Source organism: Anaerobiospirillum sp. NML120511, assembly GCF_023050955.1.
GTDB lineage: Bacteria > Pseudomonadota > Gammaproteobacteria > Enterobacterales > Succinivibrionaceae > Anaerobiospirillum.
Map to the genome: position 1 here is coordinate 17,868 of NZ_JALKIK010000040.1, position 24,083 is coordinate 41,950.

Genomic DNA, 24,083 nt, shown 5'->3' on the forward strand with positions numbered 1-24,083 from the left:
CATTGCCAGTTTATTAAGGTGTTTTCGGTGTTATAAATATGATGTTTACAGGCATGCAGCGACGGTAAATACAGCCCTGGCAGAGCAGTGGCATACTCATTGCTCATGGTCAATGAAACAGGAGCATGTCTTAACATGACTATGCAACCAGATATAAATTAGTGGCCGAACTGGGGCCATACAAGGAGATCGGATATGGCTCTTTACGTCAACACGAACGTCAGTTCCATCAATGCCCAGCGCAAGCTGAGTAATGCCACTCTGAGCTTAAATACCTCATACCAGAGACTGTCCTCAGGCCTGAGAATCAACTCTGCCAAGGACGACGCTGCCGGCCTTCAGATTGCTGACCGTCTGACCTCCCAGATCAATGGCCTCAACCAGGGCAACCGTAACACCAATGACGGTATCGCCCTTGCCCAGACCATTGAAGGCGCACTGGACGAAACCACCAATATGCTGCAGCGCATCCGCGTCCTTGCAGTACAGTCCGCTAACGGCACCAACTCCCAGGCCGACCGCAAAGCCCTCCAGGAAGAAGTTACCCAACTCTCCCAGGAAATCAACCGTATCGCCCGCCAGACCACCTTTGCAGGTGCACTGGTACTTAACGGAAAAAACAATTCTACTGCTCAGGACCATACCAAGGTAACCAACAGTCTTATCCCGGGCACAGGTAATAATGCTGGTAAGATGATTTTCCAGGTAGGCGCTAATGCTGGTGATACCCTTACTCTTAACTGGGCAGATGCTTTCACTATGTCTGGCCTGGCTAAGATGGCCAAACTGGATGCTGCAGTAGATGTCACCGCTCAAAATGCTAAAGCTAAAAATGGCATTGTTTACGATGGCAATAACGGAAAAGCTGAGATTCGCTGGACCATTTCGTCTGCATCAAACGCTCAGTACACACTTGCTCATATTGATTCAGTAATCCAGGCAGTAGACTCCCGCCGTGCTGAGCTGGGTGCAATCCAAAACCGTATGGAAAGCACCATTCGTAACCAGGCTTCCATCTCTGAAAATGAGGCTGATGCCCGCAGCAGAATTCGTGATACAGACTTCGCCTCTGAGACTGCTGCCCTTACCCAGAACAACATAATCCAGCAGGCTTCCCAGACTGTTCTTGCTCAGGCCAATCAGCGTCCTACCATCGCTCTGAGCCTGTTAGGTCAGTAATACTTACAGATTTCTTAAGACGAATTATTGAGGCGGGTTTATCCCGCCTTTTTGCTTTCTAAAATGTAAAGTAAATAAACAACCCTGTCAGTTGAGCGTGTATCAGGGCGTCCATCAGCAGTCTCATAAGTATGTCACATAAGCATGTCACATAAGCATGTCACATAAGCAGGTCTTATAAACATCTCTCATAAGCTTGCCTAAAGGTTTTAGTTGTTAGAGCTGCACTCTGTCAGGGGGCTGCTCGCGGGGAAGCATGAGTCTTATGTGGCATTATTATGCCGGAGCATTTCTTTTTGTCAGGTTAAGAGCAGACAGGTGGTTTTGTCCTGGCGGCTGGAGCGCCGGGACAAGGTTGAGCTGTGAGAGATGGGGCTGCGGGACACGACAAGTGCCCGGCAAGAGAATGCCTGAGCAAATGTCGTTGCATGGCTGGTGCATCCCTGGTCAGGTGTTGCGGGCAAAGGAGCGGCGCCACATCAGCTCCCAGTTGAAGTACCAGATGCGCGAGCGGCTTAAGGTGCTGGCCAGTGTGGCTACATTGCCTATTTTGTCATAAAGGTCAGGACGGAAATTGCCTGAGTTGAGCTCGATAATATTAGGGCAAAGAGCAAAGTACTCATAGGCAGCTTTAAGGCTTCTGTCTTTCTTCTTAAGCGCAGCTGGCAGAGAAAACTCAAGCTCCTGACTGGACATTACGGAAAGTACGGCTCCGTACTGTTCATAAAAGTAACGGGCTACAGCCATAAACTCAGTTACGCCAATATCGTAACGACGTAATTCCCAAGGCAGCCAGGCAAAGACCTGCCATGGTTGTGCAGCAGGAATGCGGGCCAGAATCATGGGGCGGGTAAGACTGGTCTGAAAGTCCCAGATACACTGAAAGCGCGTTACTGTAACTTTGCGCATGGCCCGTCCGGTTACATGATCCTCCCAGCTCCACCCGTGCTCCTCAATGCGTTTGCGCGACTTTTCTATTTGTGCCTCAAGCAGGGCGGCTCCATCAGGCAGGGGCGAGCTTACCATGTTCTGTCTTACTGCCTGCAGTCTGGTCAGATCAAATGGACCCATGGTGTCCTGACGTGACAGAGGAGCACGGCAGCCCGAGCGGTTGATAAGCATCTGCAGCATCAGTGGCTCAGCTGGAATCATTACCGGTACAAAACCGGCTTTTTCGCCCTCTGTTTTAGCGGCTTGCCATGAAGCAATAAGCGGACTGTCATCAGCCATGGCCGGGAATAAAGTGCATGGGCAGTCCAGAAAACGCATCAGCTGCCAGGCCGTAGCCTCGCACTCCTGACTTACTGGCTGCACATACTGATTGTGATGGGAGCTAAGACGACTGTTAAGCACAGCTCGTACACAGTCCCAGGTGCTGTCATTAAAAGGCAGGGCAGTAAAAGACAGCTCATATTCAGCAGGAGAGTCAAGCTGTTCCAGAGCTGGACTGTCCTGGGCAATAATGCGCAAATCTTCAAAATAGTTAGGCAGTGTTTCCTTTTGCCAGTAGGCCTGCACAAAGGACCGGCCTGCATCATTGAAAATATCATCACTGATGCGTCCGGCAAATTCATCATAAATAAACTGGCGCAGATCGAATTTCTCATTGCCAAAATTCACCTGCTCAATAACATGGGGATATTTCTGCTCCAGGGCAGAGCTGATCAGATGACGGCGTATGGCCCAGCGCAGAAAAAGAGCCATATGGGTTATGGTGCTCAGACGGTCCTGACCACGTTGTGTGCCCTTGAGCATTCGTGAGTACACATGGCTGTCATCAACCAGCACGGCAGCATGACGAGGCCATGGCCGTGTACCTGATGGCACAGTGATGCCCAGGTCCTTGCCAGAAAGATCACCAGGTGTAAAACCATAACTGGCAGCTGAAAGCGATGCAGCTTCAGCCGGCGCATGAGCGGCGGCAGGTAGCGATGACGCTGCACAGGCTGACTGTTGCTCTCTTCCATCTTTATGGCTGATTTCATCACTGGCACTTCTGCCATGACCACAGTCAGCTGCAGTATCAGTAATGGTTTCGGTGCCGTTTGTACTTTCCTTTTTATAAAGTGTATTTTCAGATGTAACAGTGCTTTGAGCAGCAGTGACTGGCCTTGCATTGCTGTTAATACTTTCTCCTCTGGAAAGTGTCTGCTCTTTTGTGTTGGCTGTTTGCTGCTCTGTTGTGGCGGCTGACTTTTGCTCAGTTTGAGTTTGAGCACGGCCTGACAGGGAGGATGTGTTTGAAGCTGATGCGGTGGCAGCTTGAGCGGCAGTTGCAGCCGTGGCTTGAGAAGCTGGAGCTGCTTGAGCGGCAGTTACATCCGTGGCTGGTGAAGTCGGGGCAGATTGTGCTGAAGCTGAGGCTGGTGGGGCTGATTTTGAAACAGGAGACAGGGGCTGACTGTCTGGCCCGGCTGTGGTCTTGCTGGCTGCACGACTGGCTCTGGCGCTGCCGCTGGCACTTTTGCTGGCTGCTTTGTCTGCGGCTTTACCAGCTTTATCAGCTTTAGCTGATTTATTTGCAGATTTGTCAGCAGATTTGTCTGGTTTATCTGCAGATTTGGAGGTGCGGGCTGTGGATGCTGATGTGGTGGAGGCGCCGTAGCTGAGATCGTAGTTGATTTTGAAGGTGTAGTCTGGAATGTTGATGCCGGCGCTCAGCTCGATTTTATGGTGCAGCAGACCTCTTAGATCGGCATCCTGACCGTCCTGAAGTGTGATGTCGCGGGTAAGGATAATATTCACGGCATCACGTAAAAAGGACAGCAGTACCTCAGGATCCTCGCCTGGATAGCTTACTTCTATCTCATTCATTCCCAGGCTGCGCAGCCCCCGGGTATAGACAGACGGGACCGGGCCGTCGTCATTAATGCCAAAGAAAATAAAGGCATCGACGGGCAGGATTTGATTAAAGATGCGCTCGGCTTCCATGCAGAAAACATCAGTTCGGAAGAGGCCTCCGTTTATGACCATGCCTCTTACTGTGCTGCTGATGCATAAGGTACGCATTATCTGAGTAAAGAACACTCCAGCAGCCAGAGGATGCTGTCCACAGCTGTGCAGGCTGACCTCAATGCGGCCCCGGTGCAGATACATGTCATCAGCTGCCTGCATGGCTGTAAGCTCAGGAGGATCGCCCTCTTTATGAGGAAGTCGTCTTTTGAGCAGTCTGCGGGCTCTTTCTTTCCATGGCTTAAGCGGGCGTTCGCTCCTGGCACCTGATCTGAGGCCAGCGGCTGTGGTGGTGTTCTTTGCCAGGGCGTCTATGGCGCCAAAGGAGCCATGGGGATTTATGCCGGCTTTTTCCCAGGTTTCAAGGCCGGCCTCATGGGCAAGTAAGCTGTCACGATAGCTGAAATGGGCAACCTGGCTTGCTCCAAGGCCATGACGAATCAGGTCATGCACATCAACCTGACCGCCCAGAAATGACAGCAGAGCCGTCATATTGTTATAGCGTATGCCATAGACTATTTCGCTGCGGGCATTGAGATGAGTGGACTCAGTGGTGAAAATGTCCTCAGCCTCAATCTGTATGTCCCACAGGGAATTGAGCCACAGTAAAAAGGCCCTGAAGTTGAGCTCAGAGTCGCCTGATATGAGAGTAGCGTGAAAGTGATGGTGATAAAACTCACTTTGAGTGCAGGGATCATGGCGCCGGTAGCACAGCTCAATTAAATCGCGGCCATCTGGTGGCACGAGCTCATCGCCCTGGGCGTGGTAGACATCTTCATCGCTCTTGTCAGCTGGCAGACCATAGGGACGGTCACGGCCTGCAGGCCAGAACAGACGTGCTCTCTTTCTTGCTGAACTGAGCTTTTCTTCAAGGTCGTCTTCATCTTTGAAGGTGTCAGCCCATCCCAGTATCAGTGCAGCTGCTGCATCATTGCTGATTGATTTGCAGGCCGCAGCACAGGCTCTGGCCCTTACAGGCTCGTTAAGAAAGAGCCAGGCCCATGCCTTGCGCAAATGAAAGCGGGGATCATGAATGCCGTCGTTACTGACTTCATCAAGCACAGTAAGGGAAGTAATCATCAGCAAAGTACCGGCATCAGGTGGTCCCTGTACGGTAACGCTGCAGCCGGGAGTGTCAGGCAGGAAAGGGGTAAAGCGTGCTGTATCAGCCCTTCTTAATATTTTGACCAGTGCGCGGGGCATGCCTTTGCTGACAGTGCGTCCTGAGGAGAGGGATTTGTTTCTGGCAGCGGTGCTTTTACGGGAGGAGCGCGTGGCAGGCTGAGCACAGGCAGAATCATATTGCTCTATAGCCATGGCGGCTGTGGCAGCTGCGCGCTTTTGGCGGAAGGCTGTGGCTTCTGATACCGCAGTCATCAGGGCAGCAGGATCAGCAAGTGAGGCAAGGGCAGCACTGTCTGACAGATCAGGCAAGCCATTGTCCCTGGTCTCAGAGGCAAAATCAGGTGAGGGCTCATAGCCGCATACAGCCAGATTCTGTACTGCACGGGCGTACACAAAGGCCGTACGATAATCGCGAGCCCGTACTGGCAGATGATCAATGGCCTCACAGCACAGGACAAACTGTCCCTGACTGTTAAGCTCTTCAATTCTGTCAAAGAAAGCTCCGGCACCGCCCTCATCGTCCCAGGACGGATATTTTCCTGCAGGGCGGGATAGCCCGGTATTACTGGCTGTCATAACATCACTGGCATCCTGAAACAGCCGCAGCATCTGCTGCATCTGACAGGACACGCTCTCCTCGTAGTCTGTATTTCACTGCCCGCCCACCAGTCAGCTAAAAGCTCACGCACAGTGATCAGTTCAGTTCTAAGGACGCCGCACACAATGAGCCTGGCCCCTCCAGCTCCAGCGCGCAAAATTACGTAAGGCCGCCGCACTGTTCTTGCCAGCTAACTGCCTTCTGCTAATTGCCTGATATAGAAGCTGGCTCACTAGGACCTGATGCCGTTGCTGGAGCCCTGAGCTCACACATTTATGAGAGTGCCTACAGATAATGGACTGGGCTGGCAGAGAGGCCCTGGCGGCTTGAGCTGCAGATCCTGATGCGGCTGCTTATGCAGCGGCTTTGGTCTGGACTTTGACTGCTGATGGGCATATGCATCAGATTTTTCCAGTTAGTGTCGCCTGCTGTCAAGCTGAACATTCATTAACTGACATGTTTTTTGATCCCGGCACGCTCCAGACAGTCCCATATTGCTTAAGCATGGGCAGTAACAGTCATGCTCTGACTGCTGCGGCGCGGGAGAGCGCAGCATGGCGCTGACTGATGCGGCTTGCTCTGCTACGGCGGGAGCTTGCTGCTGCGGCGCAGGAGGGAGCAGTATGGCGCTTTAACTGGACTAAGACTGATGAGCTGAGCTCAGACAAAACAGGCCTGCCCCTGTGACAGAGGCAGGCCTGCAGCCTTTTAATCTTTTAATTCGGCCAATGACATAATGCCCATTATGAACATGATATTCGTGGGCATGCTCAGAATGAACGTCTTCATTGCAATCATGTTACTCATGAATATGTTCATCGTGAACGTGCTCATGCTCTGGGCCATGCATATGATCTGGACCATGATCGTGAGGGGGCTCATGAGTATGCTCATGGTAGATATCATGGTCGTGCCCTGGCTCAGTGCCGTGATAATGGACATGATCGTGGGTATCCTCAAGACCATGACTGTGGCCATGATCATGATAGTGAGCTCCATGAGCACCTGAACCATCAGGGCCATGGTCATGGCCCTGATGGCTTAACATCATGGCTATGAAAGCACCCAGCAGCAGACAGGCAAAGCTTATGAGCATACCCTTTTTGTTTTCTGTCTTGTTAAGGCGCGGCAGAATGTCCGAAAGGGCTACGTAGATAAAGCTGCCTCCGGCAACGGCCAGAGCAAAAGGCAGGATATTCTGCGCACTGTCCAGGATGAGGTAGAAAATGATACTGCCAGTAAGCGAGCCCAGCATGGAGGTCAGGTTGACAATATATCCCTGCAGACGGCTCATGCCAAAGTTGAGCATCAGCACATAATTGCTGACCTGCTGCGGCATTTCATGAGCGATGATGGCAGCGGTAATGGCAAGGCCGACATGGAAATCGACCATGAAGGAAGAGGCTATGATGATACCGTCACACAGTGAGTGAAAGAGTGATCCTGCCAGTACCGGGGCACCACCATTGCGCAGACCTGTCTTTATCGAACCACGGCCCATTTCACTGTTGCGGCGGGCTCTTTCTCTGGCATTTTGAATATCGCTGGTACGCAGACTGAACAGATGGCTGTGACCAAGGTGATGAAGGGTAGAGCGGTTATCAGTGCTGTACCCGGCATCGTCGTGATCATGCCCATGACTGTGCTCATGTCCATGGTCATGTAAGCAGTGCTCATGGCCGTCACCATGGTCATGGCTGTGACCGTGGCAGCCGCACTCCGGGTCGGTGCAGGAGCTGCGGTGGCAGTCATCAAAGGCTGCTGATCGGGAGCTCAGTGACTGTCCCTGGTCTGCAGCGCTGACCGGACGCCTGATATTAAGCACCATAGCGCCTGCAGCGCCATCATGTTCAGCTGCAGCTGCAGCTGACGCAGCGTCAGCTGCCGGAGATCCAGACTGGGCTGTGCTGGCAGAGTCTGCTGGTTTTTTGCCATTGGTGGATGTGCATACCGGACAGGATGATGAGTGGTGGGTGGTAGTGCAGACGGGACAGGTTTCGGCATGATGGCCGCTGTTGAAAAACATCTCAACAGCAATGAGCACCATGATGGTAAACCATATGGTAAGACCGATACTGTGGATGTCCTCACCAAGCTCAATGGCCTCAGGCAGCAGGTGAGTCAGAGCCATGGTCAGAAGCAGACCAGTTGCAATAAGGCTCAGAGCCTTGCCCATTCGGCTGAGGATAAAGGGAGGAATAATTGAAATAACAATGGCTCCGCACAGGGCAGGGACCATTGTTGCAAGAACAATACTGCTCAGCATGATGTTATCCTGGTTAAATGGGTACACAGTTATCAGGCAGGGCCTGACAGCACTGAGTTAATGGCAGGCAAAAGCCATGGCTCTGACAACAGCAAATGTCAGATTCTCACTTTCAGGCTCAGGCCCAGCCCCACAGATGGTAAGGTATAGCTAACCAAAAGAGACAGACAAATATATATCAAATGAGCCATCATGCCCATAGCTGTGAGAAAAAAGATATACATGATCTCAGTTCGCACCTGTTTACGGGCTTTGCTAACATCAGGTTTACCATAAAAAAGTTGCAGCAAGCTGCACGGGACCATGGGCACGCTCATGTGCCTGGCAGGCGCCTGGTCTGTACTGTGTCTGGCAGATGCAAGGCGTGCAATATGTCAGTCCGCATCAGTGCAAGTTCGGTTCTCCCTAAGGCAATATCAGGGCAGGTGCCTGACTATCTCAGGGAAAGCTCATGGCAGGCTCATCCATGCCTCAGGCAATAGCAGGTCGGTGCGGGCATACTGTGTCTGGCGCCAGGCGCCAGGCGATTTTGGGCGGTCATACAGCAATGTCAGGCCAGGGGCAGAGCGGTAAATGTGCAGCTGCGCGGCCGGTGCCGGCACAGCACATTGAGGGCGCAGGCAGGTAGCGGTCATGATGCAGCCGTGATTTTATGATTGACCTGATCCTGGCATTTGAGGAATGATCTTAAGTCCAGTCGGGGACCATGGGAGAGGCAAATGCTGGCTTTGATTTATCTTATCGTATCAATCTTTTTGTGCGCGGGCGCCGGATATTATGGCGGATACCTTGCTTATGACCCTTATCTGGCCAGCTTTATCAAATGGCTGGGCCTTGAGCAGGTGTTTGCAGATAACAGATGGTGGCTGACGGACAGAGCCGGTCTGGTTCTGCTCTTTGTGTGTGCGCTGCCGAGCCCCCTGTATAAGGCTTCAGCAGTCCTGGCCGGAACAGTAGCCGCTGAGAGCTTTACTTATACCCACAGCGATGGCCTGATGACCTTCTTAAATGCCGCAGCTGTAATTGTGGCCAGCCGTACTTTACGCTTTTTCATTGAGTCAGGCACAGCTTTATACTGCTCAACAGAGCGCCAGAGGCAAATCAGATTATGGATTGATCTCAGCTGCCTGCTGGCTGCCTACGTCATTGCCATGGCCATGGACAGCTGGGCTGAGATCAGGACCATGATACCTGTCTTCTAAGACTCTGACTCCGGCATAAGCAAGTGACATCATGCATGTCAGCGCCATCCCCGCAGACACAGTTTTCTGTCTGTCGGCATGTATGCCTGCATGTATAACCGTCAGCCCCAGCCCAGGTCCCGGTGACTGCCCCGTCTGCAGTCCCAGTGCCAGCACCGGCCCCTGCGACGTAATCTGCATGCAGGGCCCTGACAAATCCGCTCACTCCGGGCTGCTGCTCATGCTGTATGCCTGATTCGTTTTGTAAAAGTAAGTCAGCAGGCAAGTAAGCCTGGCCGAAAAGATGGCCTCATGCTCTGCTGAGGTTGAGGCGGGCAGCATACGTAGCTCATTGAGATGCCGACTTTTTGTCCAGCTGTGTTCGTCCGGCAGTATATTTTCGGCCCGGCACAAAAGCAAAAAGCACCCCAGAGGGTGCTTTTTGCTTTACGGCCATATATGCCATGAGCCACGTGGGAGCTTGAGCCTGCAGATTTACCTTGAGTTGGGCTTTACCATGAACGCAGACTGTCAGCATCCGGGCCAGTAGGCCGGTTATACGGTGCTGGCTGCTGGCGCTCTGGCAGTGTCTCTGTCAGGCATTAATCCGGTCAGGCTGTGCCTGAGGCAGCTGCCGGGCCTGAAAGGTCAGGACATGATAGCCCTGTGCCTTTGGATTGGGCCTGATGGCTTATGCCGTCTTGCTTGTGCTACAGGGCTGGTGATTAGCGGTACTGCATGATGGCGTTGTAGACGGCCAGGGCCTGAGCTGTTTCTTCAACGTCGTGGACACGGACCATGTTTGCGCCCTGCATGAAGGAGTAGAAAGCAGCTGCCACAGAGCCTGTGATGCGGTCAGCGGCAATGCTCTGCCCGGTGACCTTGCCAATCATGCCCTTACGGGAAAGGGCTGAGAGCAGGAAGTAATCAGTGCCCTCGGTAATCTTGCTCAGATTGTTGAGCAGGATGTAGTTTTCGTCGAGGTTTTTGCCAAAGCCAAAGCCAGGATCAAGGATAATGCGATCAGCGGGAATGCCGGCCTTTGAGCAGACATCAGCGCGCTCACGCAGGAACTGGGTAACCTCTTTGACTACGTCCTGGTAGACAGGGTTAATCTGCATGGTCTTGGGATCGCCCTGCATGTGCATAAGGCAGATGCCAACCTCAAGACGGGCGGCAGTCTCTACAGCCCCCGGACGCTGCAGAGCACGGATGTCGTTCCACAGGTGAGCACCGGCCTTGACGCACTCTTCCATAACCTCAGGAGCTGAGGTGTCAACGGAGATCATGACATCAATCTCACGGGCAATTTCTTCAACCACAGGAACTACGCGGCTTAACTCTTCCTCTACCGGTACCAGATCGGCGCCAGGTCGGGTAGATTCGCCTCCTACATCAATAATGGAGGCTCCGGCTTCAGCCATGAGGGCAGCCTGGGCTACGGCCTGATCCCGTCCAAGAAATTTGCCACCATCAGAAAAAGAGTCAGGGGTTACATTGAGAATACCCATGATCTTAGGGGTTGACAGGTCAAGACTGCGGCCACGGGCGTTAAAGATTAGCTCATTCACTGGCTTTCCTCCAAAATTAATTCAGGGGCTGATCATAATACTAAAGCACCTGCCGTGGTAAGCATGCTGATCCCATGATGTGATATTGCGCAATGATAGAACAATTATCACGTTGCGTAGAACTGTTACTCTGCAGCTGAAAACAGAAAAACATCAGTTACAGTACCTGGCTATTTTGAGAACTGGATTAGCATAGGCCCATGTCAGCCCAAAAGCCCCGAAAAAGAGCTCCAATCAAGGTAATACGCAGCCATATTGCCGCCCAGGGCCTGACAGCAGCTCCAGCAGCACCTGAAGCCCCGGCATTCCCAGCGGCACCAGCAGCCCCAGCATTTCAGTCAGCCCCATCAGCCACAGTAGCAGCCTTATCCCTGGCCCAGGGGACCATTCGTCCAGCCAGAGCCCGGCCATGGCTCATGACAGCAGTGGCGGGCGCTCTGCAGGGCAGCTGCAGCCACCACTGCAGTTGCAACGGCTGCCAGAGCTTAATGGGCCATGGACCCAGACTGACCTGATGAGGCTGGCTGACATGGTCAGCAGGGCCAGCATGGGGCAGCAGGACAGCCAGGTGCATTCTCCTTGCAGGGGCAGTGTTCTTGCTGAGCAGTGTAAGTGTAAGTGGCAGTGGAAATTACAGGCCTTTGGCTGGGGACGGAACCAGAGGAGATACCGGGAGCATGGAGAGTTCCGGGAGCAGGGCAGGAGCCGGTGCTATTATGTCGGGCTATTCAGTGCCTGGCTGGGGCAGGTCCATGACGCGTAGAGTTCGTTTGACAAGCATGGTCCTAACCAGGACATATTTTGGGGCAAAGTAAACTGCAGACAGTTCTTGAAGTGTCTATACAAGTTCATACGTAATATGTATGATAAAGTGCCATACAGCCTGTTCAGAATGTCCTCTTGGACTGGACTGGATTGGAGTTCGGGACTTAAACAGGCCTTAAGGGGTAAGCCCCACTGCCTTGTACTGATGCAAAAAAATATTCTGAACGAAAAATATGACCACGCTATAATCTGGACACTGGTTATAAGACAGCTACACTCTCCGGGAAGTGCCCGGGCATTGTTTACATGCTTACAGCTGCTGCGCCTACAGCCGCTGTGCTTTTAGCCGCTGCGCTTCCGGCCGCTGCAGACAAATTTCAAAGCTCAGTCCTGTGCAATGCAGGCGGTAATTGCCAGACACACCTGGCAGGGTTACCGGAAAGATATACATGCTGCATTTTTGAGCTGTCACAGTCTGACACATCAGGGGAGCTCCTGCCTCCCATAACGCCAACATACCTGTTTATCAAGGACTATGCCTGAGCCTGCGGCATATTAAAGCTTTTATGAAATTTTCGGTACTTACTTCCCCTGATCAGTGGTTTGTCCCATATGCGCAGACACTTTCCAGCACGGCAGATATGCCGCTTTACTTCAGACATGAAGATATTCCCGGGGATACAGACGTCGTTTTTATCCTCTCCTATCATCGTCTGATTGCTCAGGAGTACCTCTCACGTCACCGTCACAACATAGTGGTGCATGCCTCAGACCTGCCTCAGGGCAAGGGCTGGGCACCGGTTGCATGGCAGATACTTGAGGGCCGCAACGATATAGTTTTCACTCTTTTTGAGGCTGATGCCAAAGCAGATAATGGTCCGTGGTATCTCAAAAAGACAGTAAAGTTCAGCGGCCATGAGCTCTACGATGAAATCAGAGACATTCAGGCTCAGGCCTGTGTAGACATGTGTCTTGAATTTAAGCAGCGCTGCAGTGAGCTCACTCCCCATGATCAGACAGGCGAGGAAAGCTTTTACCGCAAGCGCACCGCTGCAGACAGCGAGCTTGATGTGAACAAAAGCCTGAGCGAGCTCTTCAATCAGCTGCGTATAGCCGATAACGAAAACTGGCCGGCATTTTTCGTCAAAGACGGCCGCAAATACATCCTGCGTATCGAGCGCGCTGACTGATGACAGACACATCGTCATCTCATAAATAATCAGGGCCTGCACGGCAAAAGCTGTGCAGGCCCTGTTGCTTTCCTGCGGCCAGTAACCGGACAAAGAGGCCATGGCCATTGCGGCCACCCAGGCCCCATCAGGTCCCGCATCCCATACTCACTTGAGCTCACGAGGCTCAAAGCCAGCCATCATGGCTATTTCAGCTCAGGCTGTCCCAGCCACTGCCAGACTCCCTGTCAGTCTCAGCTGCAGCACCAGCATCTGCACGAGCATCTCCGTCAACCGCAGCTTCAACTGCACCGCAAGCCTCATCAGGAACATCGCCGTAGACCGCAGTTGCAGCACCAGCCTCGGCAGGAACATAGCCGTCAACCGCAGCTTCAACTGCACCGCAAGCCTCATCAGGAACATCTCCGTCAACCGCAGCTTCAGTTGCAGCACAATCAGCCGCAGCAGCTTCAGCTGCAGCACTGTCAGCCGCAGCCTCACATTCATCACGGACATCAGAACCAGACTCAACAGCGGCCTGAGTTGCACCATCAGCTACCTCATCATGACCTGCATCGGCATTGGCGGCGGCTTCAGTGGCCGCAGTGGCAGCGGCCGCAGCTGCAGTACAGTCAGGGGGAACTGCAGCTGGGAAGTCATCTGGTGCTGAAATGCTGTCAGGGACGGCACTGGCGTCAGCTGCTGTTACAGTGGTCGGGGCAGATGGAGTGGTGCTGTCAGCATGCAGTTGATTTAGCTGTTCAGGCTCCATGGCGGCGAGCCGGGCCTGGGGGACCTGGTTAAACTCGCGGTTGAGCTCTTCCATAAAGCTCTGGTCAAAGCCGCCGGCGCTCAGGTCGTTCTGGTCAGCAAGCTGCCGCTCCTGCATGAGCATGACCTGCTCAAAGGTCTGGGGAGCTGCCATGATAAGGCCACCACTGGCATCATCAGGATTAAAGCCCGGCAGTATTTCCGGAGCTGGTTCTCCATTGTTAAGTGCGTCAGGGCTGTAAAGCTCTGGCTGCATGGCAGATACGTCAGCAAGGGCGGACATGTCTGCACTGCCATCAGGGATGTATGTGGCAGCCGGGCTAAGGCCGCCAGCCATGTTGACGGCATCGGCTGCAGGGGCTGCGCCTGCGCCATGGGCGCCATTGGTGGCAGGCGCAGTATGCTGCCATGCCGGGGCGGCTGTGTCTGCAGTGGCCATGGTGTTCGTGGCTGATGGAGTTATGCCAAAGCTGGCAAAAGGATTTGCCGGGAGCTGTGCTCCTTCCAGATTGCCGGTGCGGGCGCTGCCAGTAAAGCCCTGTCCCATGCCCTGAGCCTGGCTGAAGGTCTGAGTGCCACTGACATTAAGGTCATCGCCATTAAAGCCTTCGTCAAAAGGACCAGCATTAAGCGGGTCACTGTAACCAGGGGCTATCAGCTCATACTCAGGTTTTCCTGAGGCAATGGAGCGCAGGGTAGGCTTGCGCAGAGCGCGGGGACGGGCCAGTTGTGTGTCAGCAGATCCCTCGGGATGCCAGGACTTTTTTGTGCCTGGACAGCTGCTGCCCTGGGAGCTGTCAGCTGCTCCTGCTGCGCAAGAGGCACCCGTTGCACCGGCGGCACTGGCAGGACCGGCAACAGGGGGCGCACTGCCGTCCGTCAGTTGACTGTCACCTTTGTCTGACTCAGAGGCAGCGGCATTGCCACAGCTGGTGTCCGCAGCTGCACCTGCACCTGCAGCTGAGGTAATGGCACTGGCTGCAGCTGCTGCATCATTAATCTGATTGCGTGCCTGCTCCAGAGCAAGGGCACTGTAGTTGGTCTTATTGCGCTTTTCCAGCCAGCGACGCTCTTTTTGTTCAGCGCGCTCGGCCTTTTTCCTCTCTTCGCTGTCCTCATCATCACCACGGCCGGCTGCAGCTGCGCCTGCGGCTGCAGCAGCGGCATAGCCTGAGACTGAGGCATCAGTCATCATGCCGCCGTGAGCCCGCATGCCCATGCTCCGGGATGACTGAGCAGTACTGTTAAAGGCATTGCTCTCATCACTTTGAGCCCATGGTGCCTTTTCATTTGTGCTGTACTGTCCATTTTGCAAAGCATATGGCTGAGACATGCTGCCAGTTTCATCTGGACTGGCTGATGCGCTGGCTGAATATACCAGGCTGTTCCCGGCAGTATTGCTGCAAGTTACAGCAGTGTCTGTCATGCCAGCTGCCTGGCTCCGGCCCTGAGAGCTGCCATAAGGAGAATACTGAGGCTGAGGTTGGGGCTGGCCATAAGGAGAGCCATTGCTCATGCTGCCGTTCTGGTACTGACCTGGATGGGCGCCATTCTGCATTTGCTGACCTTGGGCAGCCATGCCATGGTCTCCGTGAGGGCTGGTATAGCGCTGAGACTGATATGCTCCCTGGTATGACCGGGAATTATTGCCATAGAGCTCATCTTTGCACTGACGGGAGTACATTGCCTGAATGTCAGGAGAGTACTGTGGGCCCTGGCAGTTTTGCTCATACGGCTGTCCGTTGTGACCATTGGCCTGGACATATCCCTGTCTGGTGCCCGGCAGTTGGCCCGGACCATTTCCGGGGAGCTGGCCAGTCGTCTGACCATGGCCCTGACCCTGGGCCTGCTTGTAATAGCGGCCCTGATCCTGAGCTTGCTGATAAGGCATGTGATGTTGATATGGCCCGCCTGCAGCACCCTGAGGGCCAGAGGTTCCATAACCTGGCTGGCCGTTCTGGCCGCTTTGGCCGCTCTGGTCATAGTAAGGTGACTGGTCGCCAGTGACACCTGGGACGGCATATACACCTGGGCTGTAAGCCTCGCTGTCAGGGCTGTTACTGCTCTGCATGATGCCGGCGCGTGCGGCGGTACGCTGGGCTGCATCACGACGTGGAGGCAGGGGCTGCGAGGCCTGATATCCTGATTCATAACCCAGCTGGCGGTCATCCCATACCGGCTCTGATCCGTAAGCATCCTTTTCTCTGTCGCGCCATGAACGGTTTTGTGAATCGTTATTGTTATGCTCGATAAAATCAGGGTGAACAGGGGCCTTTTGCCATGAGGATCCGTTATTTCGGCGGTAGTCAGAATACTGATTCTGGCCATGGCGCATATTGTCAGTGTTGCCTTGAGCACTGGCTGCACCTGCACCATATGAGGCAGAGCTTACAGCAGTCCTGTTTGCTCCCACAGCTGTCTGCAGGCCCTGATAGGAGCCACTGGCATAAGCTCCAGGGGCATCAGGGCGTCCTTGCCGGGCGAAGCGGCCCTCTTCCATAACCTGTGCTGTCCTGCCATAAGGCTGCATATTCTGTGATGCAGCGGCATGGGGCGGCATGCCATGGGCTGACATGCCATAAGCAGGTGCTGTCTGTCCTTGAGTCTTATTGCTATAAGGGGACTGGCCATAGCCGTCTTGCTGACCAAATCCCGGCTTGCCAAAAGGCTGAGGAGGCAGCTGGCCAGCATGGCTATATGCAGCATTGCCAGCACCGACATGCCCGGCTGTTGCCGGGACGGCAGCACCATGGCCGGAAGCGTCATGGCCGGAAGCTGCAGAGCTTACTGCTGCCAGGGCGGCGGCCTGGTTGCCCGGGGCAGGTTCAGACAGCTGGGGATTGTAGCTGGTAATAGGCTGCACACCTGTGCCCTGAGGTAAAACAGTCTGACCTGCAATGGCAGATCCCGGCGGCATGGCCATTACAGCAGCACGCGGGTCCGAGCTGTTGGCATCAGGGAAATGAGCACGCTGCAGGGGATCAGTGCTGATAGAATCGAGACGCTTTTGCATGCGTGAGCGTGATGAGCCCGTCTGAGCGCGTGTTACTGAGGCGGCGTATGTGCGGGTGGCATCTGAGGCACGGTTTTTCATCAGGCGACGGATAAAGGCTGTTTCCCAGCCGTGCTGACTGCGTCGCATTCTGTTATTGATCCAGAAACTGATGAAGTCACGAAGCTCAGACTCCTGGTAGGAAAAGTCAGCAAGGCCCATGTTAAGAGCCACCTCACGCAGTGAGGCTGACGGTTCCCAGGCAAGAAACATGGTAAAAGGCATGCCCGGGACAATTTTGGTTTCCTCAAGGAAGAAAGGCAGGGTAACACTGGCGTTCTGCCATACGGCGTCTTCCTGTTCACGCTCAATGAGGCTGAGCATTTCAAGCTCATTTAAGGCAGCCTCAATATCCTCAAGAGAGGGAGAGCACGGAGCGCTGGTGCTGGTTGAGACCAGCTGGGATGCCAGGGCAACAGGATCGATAAAAGTGTTTCCCTGACGGGCCTGAGGCTTGATGTAGAAAACGTACATGGTGCGGGCCAGATGGCTCAGAACTGTACTTTGTAACTGGATAAATTCAGCTCTGTTAAGCATAGCTTCTACCTCAAAGTCAGGCCGGGAATTTCATGATGTGCAGCCAGAGGTCAGTAACACCCGCCTGCAGCACGCGCTGCAGGCACATCCTGCACAGCAGCGCCGCCATGCAACAGCACCTGCTGCTTGTCTGCACAGCTGCATTGCCTTGCACCTGCAACTCACTTCGCTGCACAGCGGCTCTGCCATGAGACAGCCCTTGCAGGCTAAAGGCGACTGCTGCTGCATTATACAATGCCCGCCAGGATGGACCTGGCCTGCCAGTGCAGGAGCGGAGGGCAGCAGGACAGACCTGCTGCCCTGGTGACAGCCATGGGCATACCAGACCTGTAACAGGATCTGCAATCCAGGCTGACGCGCTGACAGGCACTGTATGCTTGAGTAAAGTCACGCGCTGTCAGCGACGCTGGCGCTGCCACAACGCTCCTGGTCAGCGGCAGGATCAGTATGTCTGCCTGTTGCGCTGGCAGCCGTATGGCGGCATGGCTGTCTGGTGTATGCAGGCATGGCAGTCAGGCGTATGCTGGCCGGGCATTCAGCCGTATGGCGGCATGGCTGTCTGGTGTATGCAGGCCTGGCAGTCAGGGGTATGCCGGCCGGGCATTCAGGCGTATGCCGGCATGTCTGTCGGCGTACGGTCATATGGCCTGGTCTCAGACAGTGCGGGTGCCTGGCACTGGGGTTACCGGGGCACGGCCTTCGAGAATGGCGTCGAGATTGCGCAGCACCAGGTCAGCCATGGCATCACGAGTCTCCCAGGTGGCGCTGGCAGTGTGAGGCTGCAGGGCAACATTTGGACGGTTCATCAGCTCCTTTGGTACCTCAGGCTCGTTTTCGTAAACATCAAGGCCGGCACCGGCAATGACTTTGTTATCAAGGCACTCAATGAGGTCGGCTGTATTAACAATTGAGCCACGGGCAATGTTAATCAGATAGCCCTCAGATCCAAGGGCACTGAGTACCTCTTTGTTAACTGCATGTCTGTTGTCAGGAGATGCAGGCATGGCCAGAATCATTACATCGCACCAGGCAGCCATGTCTTTGAGATTGTCAAAGTACTGATAAGGGACATCCTTGCGGTTGCGGCCGTAGTAGCCAATTTCCATCTTGAAAGCCTTGCAGCGATCGGCTATCTCACTGCCAATGCGGCCCAGTCCGGCAATACCGACCTTGCGGTGAGCCGGAGAGTGGGTAAGAGGGTACATAGGAGCAGAGCCCCATTTGCCCGCCTCAACATATTCCTGAGTGGCCTTGAACTCACGCATGGTATTGAGCATGAGCATAATGGCCGTGTCAGCTACATCATCATTGAGCACATCAGGGGTATGGGTAACAAAGACATTACGGCGGGCAGCCTCCTGCCAGTCGATACGGTCGTAGCCTACAGAAAAGCAGACAATGGCTTTGAGGCTGGGAGCTCCGTCAAAGTCTTCTTTTTGCCAACAGCTGTTGCCCGAGGCCACAACAATATCAGTACGGGCACGGACAGCCTTGCGCTCCTCAGGAGCAAGATTGCTGTCTACAAAGTACTCACCGCGCTTTTCAAGCTCATCGCGCAGCCTTGGCAGCATGTCAAATCCGCCCACCTTTAAAATTGTTAAAGCCATAACCACTCCTCATTTCTGGCCTTATGGCCAGCTCTTAATGCAATACAGTCGGTACCTTGCTGTCAGCCCCGCACAGCCTGTCTGATGTATGACAGAGCTGATCACATCAGCACAGCGGACAGCCCTCAGGCTTCAGGTACAGTGTAAGTATCATATCCTGGCAGAGCCCCCTTCACATCGCATTGCCGGAAAACGTGCATTCTCCTGTAATTATTGTGGTCTGCAAGCTAATTACTGCACTTAATTGAACACTAACCGTGCCCGGACCTGCCAGGTCTTGAACAGCCCGGCCAGCCATCTGGCCATGCTGCCATCTGGCAATCAGCATAACCGGCCAGTTTGCCGAACAGCCATCAGGCTGTTCGCTCATCCATCCATCCATTCATTCATCCATCAAGTCATGAGGTGCAGCTGCATGGCAGCTGAACTTCAGCTACAACATGGCATAGACAAAGACCATGAAGCAGGGAGGTATGCTGTACTGCACCGAGGGCCTCACAACTCAGTACCTCATGGCAGGGCAATGTCGCGAAAAAGGGATGGATGCTGTACTGCACCGAGGGCCTCACAACTCAGTACCTCATGGCAGGGCAATGTCGCGAAAAAGGGATGGATGCTGTACTGCACCAAGGGCCTCATAAATCAGAACATCATGGCAGGGCAAGGCCATGTAATATGGACGGATGCTGCTCTGCGCCGAGGGCTTCACCACTGAGCACCTCATGGCAGGGCAAGCCCATGAAACAGTTTGTGATGTTGTTTCGAACCGGGGGCTCACAACTGAGCACCTAATGGCTGGGGCTGGCCATGGAGCAGGGGTAAGGCAGGACGTCAGTGGTGAGCATGCCAGTACATGAGATACCGGCAGCAGTGAAATGCGGCATAAGCAGGCCTGGACAATAACAAGACTCTTAGTTTGCAGTGGCAGGTTAACAGTGCTGTCCGAAGCACTGGGCAGGTCAGCGCAGAGGGGCTGACTGGGCTGATTGCGGCCTGGTGCAGCATGCAGCTTACATTGAGCTGACACAAATATTGCGGCAGGGAATGGATGTACAGTGCCATGGTGGGTGGTCCCTTACTATTGCGCAAGTTCAGGCAAAAGCTCTGGAACTGCCGGGCTTGTGCTGGATTTAAGCAAACGGGTGGGGCTTGGTGGTTTGCTGGGGTTGCGTCGGTTTGGGGCCTGTAAAAGCCTTTAAAATTGCGATTTCGTTATCTGGAGAGGAAATTTATTTCTAATATTTGAACAAATGTTCAAGTATTTGGTTATAATGAGCTCATACTTGAACGGTTGTTCAAATATTGTAGATATGCCGCACAGCCTTGCCCGTCATTGCACAGCGGCCCCCAATACTCATTTACCTGTATTTCCGGGAGTTAACTATGAAAGTACGTTGCGATATCAATGGTCTGGACTGTCCACACTGCGCTCTTGAGCTGTCCAAACTCCTTGCCAAAGAAGATGCCATTTCCTCTGCCGATATCAATTTCCCTATGAAGTCTCTGGTCATGGAAGTTGCTGATGATGCTGATGAGGAGCAGATCCTCGAGCTGGCTCAGAAGGTTGCAGACAACTTTGAAGACGGTATCGAAATCGACCTGCGCGACTAGTATCTGACATCCCGGAGCGTCAGAGAACGGCACAGATGCTGGTCGGGCTCATAAGCCGGAGATGGCTGTGAAGCCGGGGTTATAAAGCATGTGCTCTGATTTGGCCGGGGCTCTGACGAACCGGGGATGTCCGGCAGCTTCAGGGGGCTGCCAGAGTGTTAAGTTTCTTTGTTAAGCTTCTTTGTTTCTTTGCTTTCGTATTTGCTTTGTTTAAGAGGGTATAACCATGCTCAGGACCATGTCATGGCAGTTAAAGGTCAGGCTGGCAGCCGGTTTAATCACCATAGCTCTGCTGCTTGGTGATGTCATAGGCAATATGTGGTTTGAGATTGGACTGTCCACAGTTGTTTATCTGCTGGTCTCCTATCCTGTATTAATTGCAGCTGCCCGCGATCTTTTCATCCGTCACCGCATGTCAGAGCAGTTCCTGATGTCCATTGCCACTTTTGGCGCCTTTGGTCTGCAGGATTATGCTGAAGCTCTGGCAGTAATGGTTTTCTATCTCATTGGTGATGCTTTTGAGGAATATGCCTCACAACGCTCACACAACGAAATTGCCTCACTGGTTAAGCTCAAGCCTAACAAGGTTCGTGTTATTGACGATGAGGGCAATGAGTCCATTGTCAAACCACGTCAGGTAAAGCTCGGTTCGCGTATCCGTGTGCTGGCCGGTGAATCAGTTGCCCTTGACGGTACCCTGGTTCAGGAAAGTGCCGCCATGGATATGAGTGCCCTCAATGGTGAAAGTGAGCCGGCTCTGTTTACCCGTGGTCAGGAAATACCTTCAGGTGTTATCAACATGGGCGGTGTTATTGAGCTTATTGTTACCCGAGACAGTAAGAACAGCTCCATTACCCGCTTAATCAACCTCATTGAGGATGCTGCTGCCAACAAGTCTCGTCCTGAGGCTCTGATTACCCGCTTCTCTGTTTACTACACCCCTGTTGTAGTCAGCTGTGCCGTGCTGCTTACTCTGGTTCCGCTGGTAATGCCAGGTGAGAATTTTGGCGACTGGTTTACCCGTGCTCTGGTATTCCTGGTAGTATCCTGCCCATGTGCCCTGGTTCTGTCTGTACCGCTGTCATTCTTTGGCGGTCTGGGTGCTATCTCCAAGACAGGCGTCATGGTAAAGGGCTCTGTACACATCGAGTCTCTGTCAAAGCTCAAGGCTGTTGCTTTTGACAAGACCGGTACCATTACCCGTGGCAAGTTTACCGTCATACAGGTAGAACTCTTTGATGAGCAGGGCAAGGTTAAAACTGTTACCTCAGGAGCTGAGCACTCTCAGGGTGAGGATGAGCAGCGCCGCATGCGCATGCTAAGCCTGCTGCACTCTCTGGAGCAGCAGACCACCCATCCTGTAGGTACAGCCATTGTTAACTACTGCCTTGAAAACTCCATCAGTGCCGCTACAGCCACTGAGGTAAATGAAATCGCAGGCTATGGTCTTGAGGGTATGGTAGACGGCCACAAAATCAGTGTAGGCAAGGAGCAGCTGGTAACCGACCGTCTTGGTCTGAGTGTTCCTCCGGTAAATGTCACCGGTACTGAAATCTATGTGGTGGAAGATGGCGTACTCATGGGCCGTATCATTCTTGCCGATGAGATCAAACCAGGCGCCGTAGCCATGTTTGATGAGCTGACCAGAATGGGTATCAGATCCTACATGATTACCGGCGACAAGGAAGCCGTAGCCCGCAGTATTGCCGGTCAGTGCCATATCGACAACTTCTATGCCGGTCAGCTGCCTGAAAACAAGCTGAGCACCTTTAAGGACATCAAGGGCAAAGAAGGTACTGTAGCCTTTGTCGGTGACGGTATTAATGACGCCCCGGTACTGGCTGCCGCCGATGTCGGTATTGCCATGGGACAGTTTGGCTCAGCCTCAGCTGTCGAAGCCTCTGATGTAGTGGTAATGAATGACGACCTTACCCGCATTCCTACAGCTGTCGATCTGGCCCGTCGTACCTTTGCTCTTGCCAGGCAGAACATGGCTCTGGTAATTGGCGCCAAGGCTATTATCCTGCTGCTCGGCGCTCTGGGCTTTGCCAACATCTGGCTGGCAATCCTTGGAGACGTAGGCCTGTGCATTATTGCCGTACTCAACGCCATGCGTCCACTTAACTGGGTTAAGACCCGTCACTTTGAGGTCAAGGAGGTAACCACCTCAACCTCAACCCATGCCGCTTAGCCCCAGTCTGACAGCAGGCAGCAGCCTGACTCCTGGCTCGAGCCTCTGATCAGCCAGCCCAGCTACAGCCTCGGACCTGGCTGCGGCCATAGCCCCGTACCGAGTCTGTGTACGATCCTCGGACATGGCTGCGGCCCCGGGCTCCATACCGTATCGATGTCAGAGCTGGGGCACAGGCAGCACTGGACCCATACTCAGCATGAGCCCCTGCGCGGAGTGCATCAGGGATCGAACTGAGGGCCATGCTGAGGCAAGACGGATTTAACAGCTTCCTTATCAGGAGCTGAAGCAGAAAAATTAAAGAGTCCGGCAGGCAAATGAATATAGCTCATTTTCTGCCGGGCTTATTTATGCGCTTTAGACTGGTATTTGCACCAAAAAAGAAAAATTAGTTAGCGTATGCTAATTTAAGTTAGCCAGTGCTATAATGAGTCCACAGATCCTAACGCGCATGGCCAAGAGACTTACAGCTCTTGGCTTTTCTTTTTTCTGAGCCCCATAATTTTCCATCAGCAGGTCCGCGATGCCTGGCGGCCATGCCTGGGTGGCCATACCAGGACAGGCATGAGCAGGAGAGGCATCAAGGAGCAGCGCCGTCCATTCAAGTCCGGCCGATCATGGTCATGGCTATGCCCCAAACGGCATGCAGTCATGCCTGAGCAGGGACGTCAGCAAAGGCCTTGCAGCTGAGGCGCAATGCTTCAATAAAGCAGGAGCATAGCTTTAGCATAGAACAGCTCTGCCATGTTCAGCAATGCATTGAAATGCATTGCACTTTCAGCACAGCAGTCCATTGCAGCTCCTGTTGTCAGGTATGGAAAACCATGCTTCGGGCAGTGCTGCTTCTGGCGGTACTGCGTCGGGCGCACCAGCGCTTAGCTCTTAATGCGTAACTCTCAGCTGTCGGTCAGAGACAAATGATGCGCCAGCGCAGCAGGCAGTGTAGTAAGTGTACTGAGCATGAGGAATCTCCCTGCAAGTGTCAGGTGACTGGATGAGTGAGCAAGGTATAACAGGGCAGGGCAGGGCAGGGCAGAGCAGAGTTGAGCAGTTAAAGGCCATATTTATAGCCTTTGCTCGTAATGATGTGGGGCGGGCGCCGCTATGAGGAGCAATTAACAGCTGAGCTGGTTTATCGAAATTTTGCACCATAACAGGGAATTTAGTTAGCATATGCTAATTTGAGTTAGTTGGTGCTATAATCTTTTGCGACAGATCCTAACGTGCATAGCCAGGGGCCCCTAGTACTAAATTTCAAAAGTTTTGACCCACCCCCTGACATAGCCGGATACAGGGGGGATATCAAAATCCAAGCATACGGGTAAGCTTATCCTTGTATTCCTTGACAGCTTTAGAGCTGGGAGCCTTTTCAGATGTAAGTCTGAACAGGTACAGTCCAATTGTATAGAAGTAGCAGTAGCCTGAATTGTTCAGACGCAGACCATTTTTGCATCGTTCAACAATATGCTCAAAACGCTTCTTCATTTGCTCCAGAATTCTTCTCCTTG

At 53.4% G+C, this 24,083-nt stretch carries 12 protein-coding genes; 5 read left to right on the forward strand and 7 right to left on the reverse strand.

All coding sequences use genetic code 11. The annotated features are described in order from the left end of the window. Positions 1-195 precede the first annotated feature (195 nt). Positions 196-1,179 (forward strand): flagellin, encoded by a 984-nt coding sequence (locus MXE39_RS10195; protein WP_246978560.1) that lies wholly within the window; start codon positions 196-198, stop codon positions 1,177-1,179. A gap of 447 nt (positions 1,180-1,626) precedes the next feature. Here MXE39_RS10195 and MXE39_RS10200 read toward each other — a convergent pair whose 3' ends face one another. Both MXE39_RS10200 and MXE39_RS10205 read right to left on the reverse strand, forming a co-directional pair. Then, positions 1,627-5,832 carry a DUF4253 domain-containing protein gene (locus tag MXE39_RS10200; RefSeq protein WP_246978558.1) on the reverse strand — a complete coding sequence of 1,402 codons (4,206 nt, stop codon included), beginning with the start codon at positions 5,830-5,832 and terminating at the stop codon, positions 1,627-1,629. Positions 5,833-6,653: 821 nt separating this feature from the next. Beyond that, entirely contained in the window at positions 6,654-8,120 is a 1,467-nt protein-coding gene (locus tag MXE39_RS10205; RefSeq protein WP_246978557.1) for a ZIP family metal transporter, read from the reverse strand. 719 nt (positions 8,121-8,839) lie between these two features. Between MXE39_RS10205 and MXE39_RS10210 the strand changes: the two genes are divergently transcribed. Further along, a complete protein-coding gene (locus tag MXE39_RS10210) occupies positions 8,840-9,322 on the forward strand; it encodes a hypothetical protein (RefSeq protein WP_246978555.1) in 483 nt (160 codons plus the stop codon). A 704-nt stretch (positions 9,323-10,026) separates the two neighbouring features. On the opposite strand, the gene folP is transcribed toward MXE39_RS10210, so the two are convergent. Beyond that, positions 10,027-10,872 (reverse strand): dihydropteroate synthase, encoded by an 846-nt coding sequence (folP, locus tag MXE39_RS10215; protein ID WP_348647479.1) that lies wholly within the window; start codon positions 10,870-10,872, stop codon positions 10,027-10,029. A gap of 1,331 nt (positions 10,873-12,203) precedes the next feature. Here folP and MXE39_RS10220 point away from each other — a divergent pair. After that, complete coding sequence (locus MXE39_RS10220) at positions 12,204-12,827, forward strand: formyltransferase family protein (protein WP_247074048.1); 624 nt, start codon at positions 12,204-12,206, stop codon at positions 12,825-12,827. A gap of 190 nt (positions 12,828-13,017) precedes the next feature. Here MXE39_RS10220 and MXE39_RS10225 read toward each other — a convergent pair whose 3' ends face one another. From MXE39_RS10225 to MXE39_RS10235, 3 genes are all read right to left on the reverse strand, one after another. Beyond that, the gene (locus MXE39_RS10225; RefSeq protein ID WP_246978552.1) at positions 13,018-17,166 is read right to left on the reverse strand and encodes a DnaT-like ssDNA-binding domain-containing protein; all 4,149 of its coding nucleotides are present in this window, start codon (positions 17,164-17,166) and stop codon (positions 13,018-13,020) included. 653 nt (positions 17,167-17,819) lie between these two features. Beyond that, the gene (locus tag MXE39_RS10230) at positions 17,820-18,773 is read right to left on the reverse strand and encodes a 2-hydroxyacid dehydrogenase (protein ID WP_246978551.1); all 954 of its coding nucleotides are present in this window, start codon (positions 18,771-18,773) and stop codon (positions 17,820-17,822) included. 172 nt (positions 18,774-18,945) lie between these two features. Then, positions 18,946-19,143, reverse strand: a complete 198-nt coding sequence (locus MXE39_RS10235) for a hypothetical protein (protein ID WP_246978550.1) — start codon at positions 19,141-19,143, stop codon at positions 18,946-18,948. Between the two features lie 1,013 nt (positions 19,144-20,156). On the opposite strand from MXE39_RS10235, the gene MXE39_RS10240 reads away from it, so the two are divergent. Continuing rightward, on the forward strand, positions 20,157-20,384 hold the full coding sequence (locus tag MXE39_RS10240) for a heavy-metal-associated domain-containing protein (RefSeq protein ID WP_246978549.1): 228 nt from the start codon (positions 20,157-20,159) through the stop codon (positions 20,382-20,384). 226 nt (positions 20,385-20,610) lie between these two features. After that, positions 20,611-22,575 (forward strand): heavy metal translocating P-type ATPase, encoded by a 1,965-nt coding sequence (locus MXE39_RS10245; RefSeq protein WP_247074050.1) that lies wholly within the window; start codon positions 20,611-20,613, stop codon positions 22,573-22,575. A 1,302-nt stretch (positions 22,576-23,877) separates the two neighbouring features. Here MXE39_RS10245 and MXE39_RS10250 read toward each other — a convergent pair. Further along, the coding region (locus tag MXE39_RS10250; protein WP_246978547.1) for a hypothetical protein at positions 23,878-24,083 on the reverse strand (206 nt) is incomplete at its 5' end.

Excerpts from the sequence above, each read along its gene's own strand:
- MXE39_RS10230 (WP_246978551.1), bottom strand. The coding sequence starts at position 18,773 with ATGGCTTTAACAATTTTAAAGGTGGGCGGATTTGACATGCTGCCAAGG.
- MXE39_RS10205 (WP_246978557.1), bottom strand. The coding sequence starts at position 8,120 with ATGCTGAGCAGTATTGTTCTTGCAACAATGGTCCCTGCCCTGTGCGGA.
- MXE39_RS10220 (WP_247074048.1), top strand. The coding sequence starts at position 12,204 with ATGAAATTTTCGGTACTTACTTCCCCTGATCAGTGGTTTGTCCCATAT.
- MXE39_RS10195 (WP_246978560.1), top strand. The coding sequence starts at position 196 with ATGGCTCTTTACGTCAACACGAACGTCAGTTCCATCAATGCCCAGCGC.
- MXE39_RS10235 (WP_246978550.1), bottom strand. The coding sequence starts at position 19,143 with ATGAGCGAACAGCCTGATGGCTGTTCGGCAAACTGGCCGGTTATGCTG.
- MXE39_RS10210 (WP_246978555.1), top strand. The coding sequence starts at position 8,840 with ATGCTGGCTTTGATTTATCTTATCGTATCAATCTTTTTGTGCGCGGGC.
- MXE39_RS10225 (WP_246978552.1), bottom strand. The coding sequence starts at position 17,166 with ATGCTTAACAGAGCTGAATTTATCCAGTTACAAAGTACAGTTCTGAGC.
- MXE39_RS10200 (WP_246978558.1), bottom strand. The coding sequence starts at position 5,832 with ATGACAGCCAGTAATACCGGGCTATCCCGCCCTGCAGGAAAATATCCG.
- MXE39_RS10245 (WP_247074050.1), top strand. The coding sequence starts at position 20,611 with ATGCTCAGGACCATGTCATGGCAGTTAAAGGTCAGGCTGGCAGCCGGT.
- MXE39_RS10240 (WP_246978549.1), top strand. The coding sequence starts at position 20,157 with ATGAAAGTACGTTGCGATATCAATGGTCTGGACTGTCCACACTGCGCT.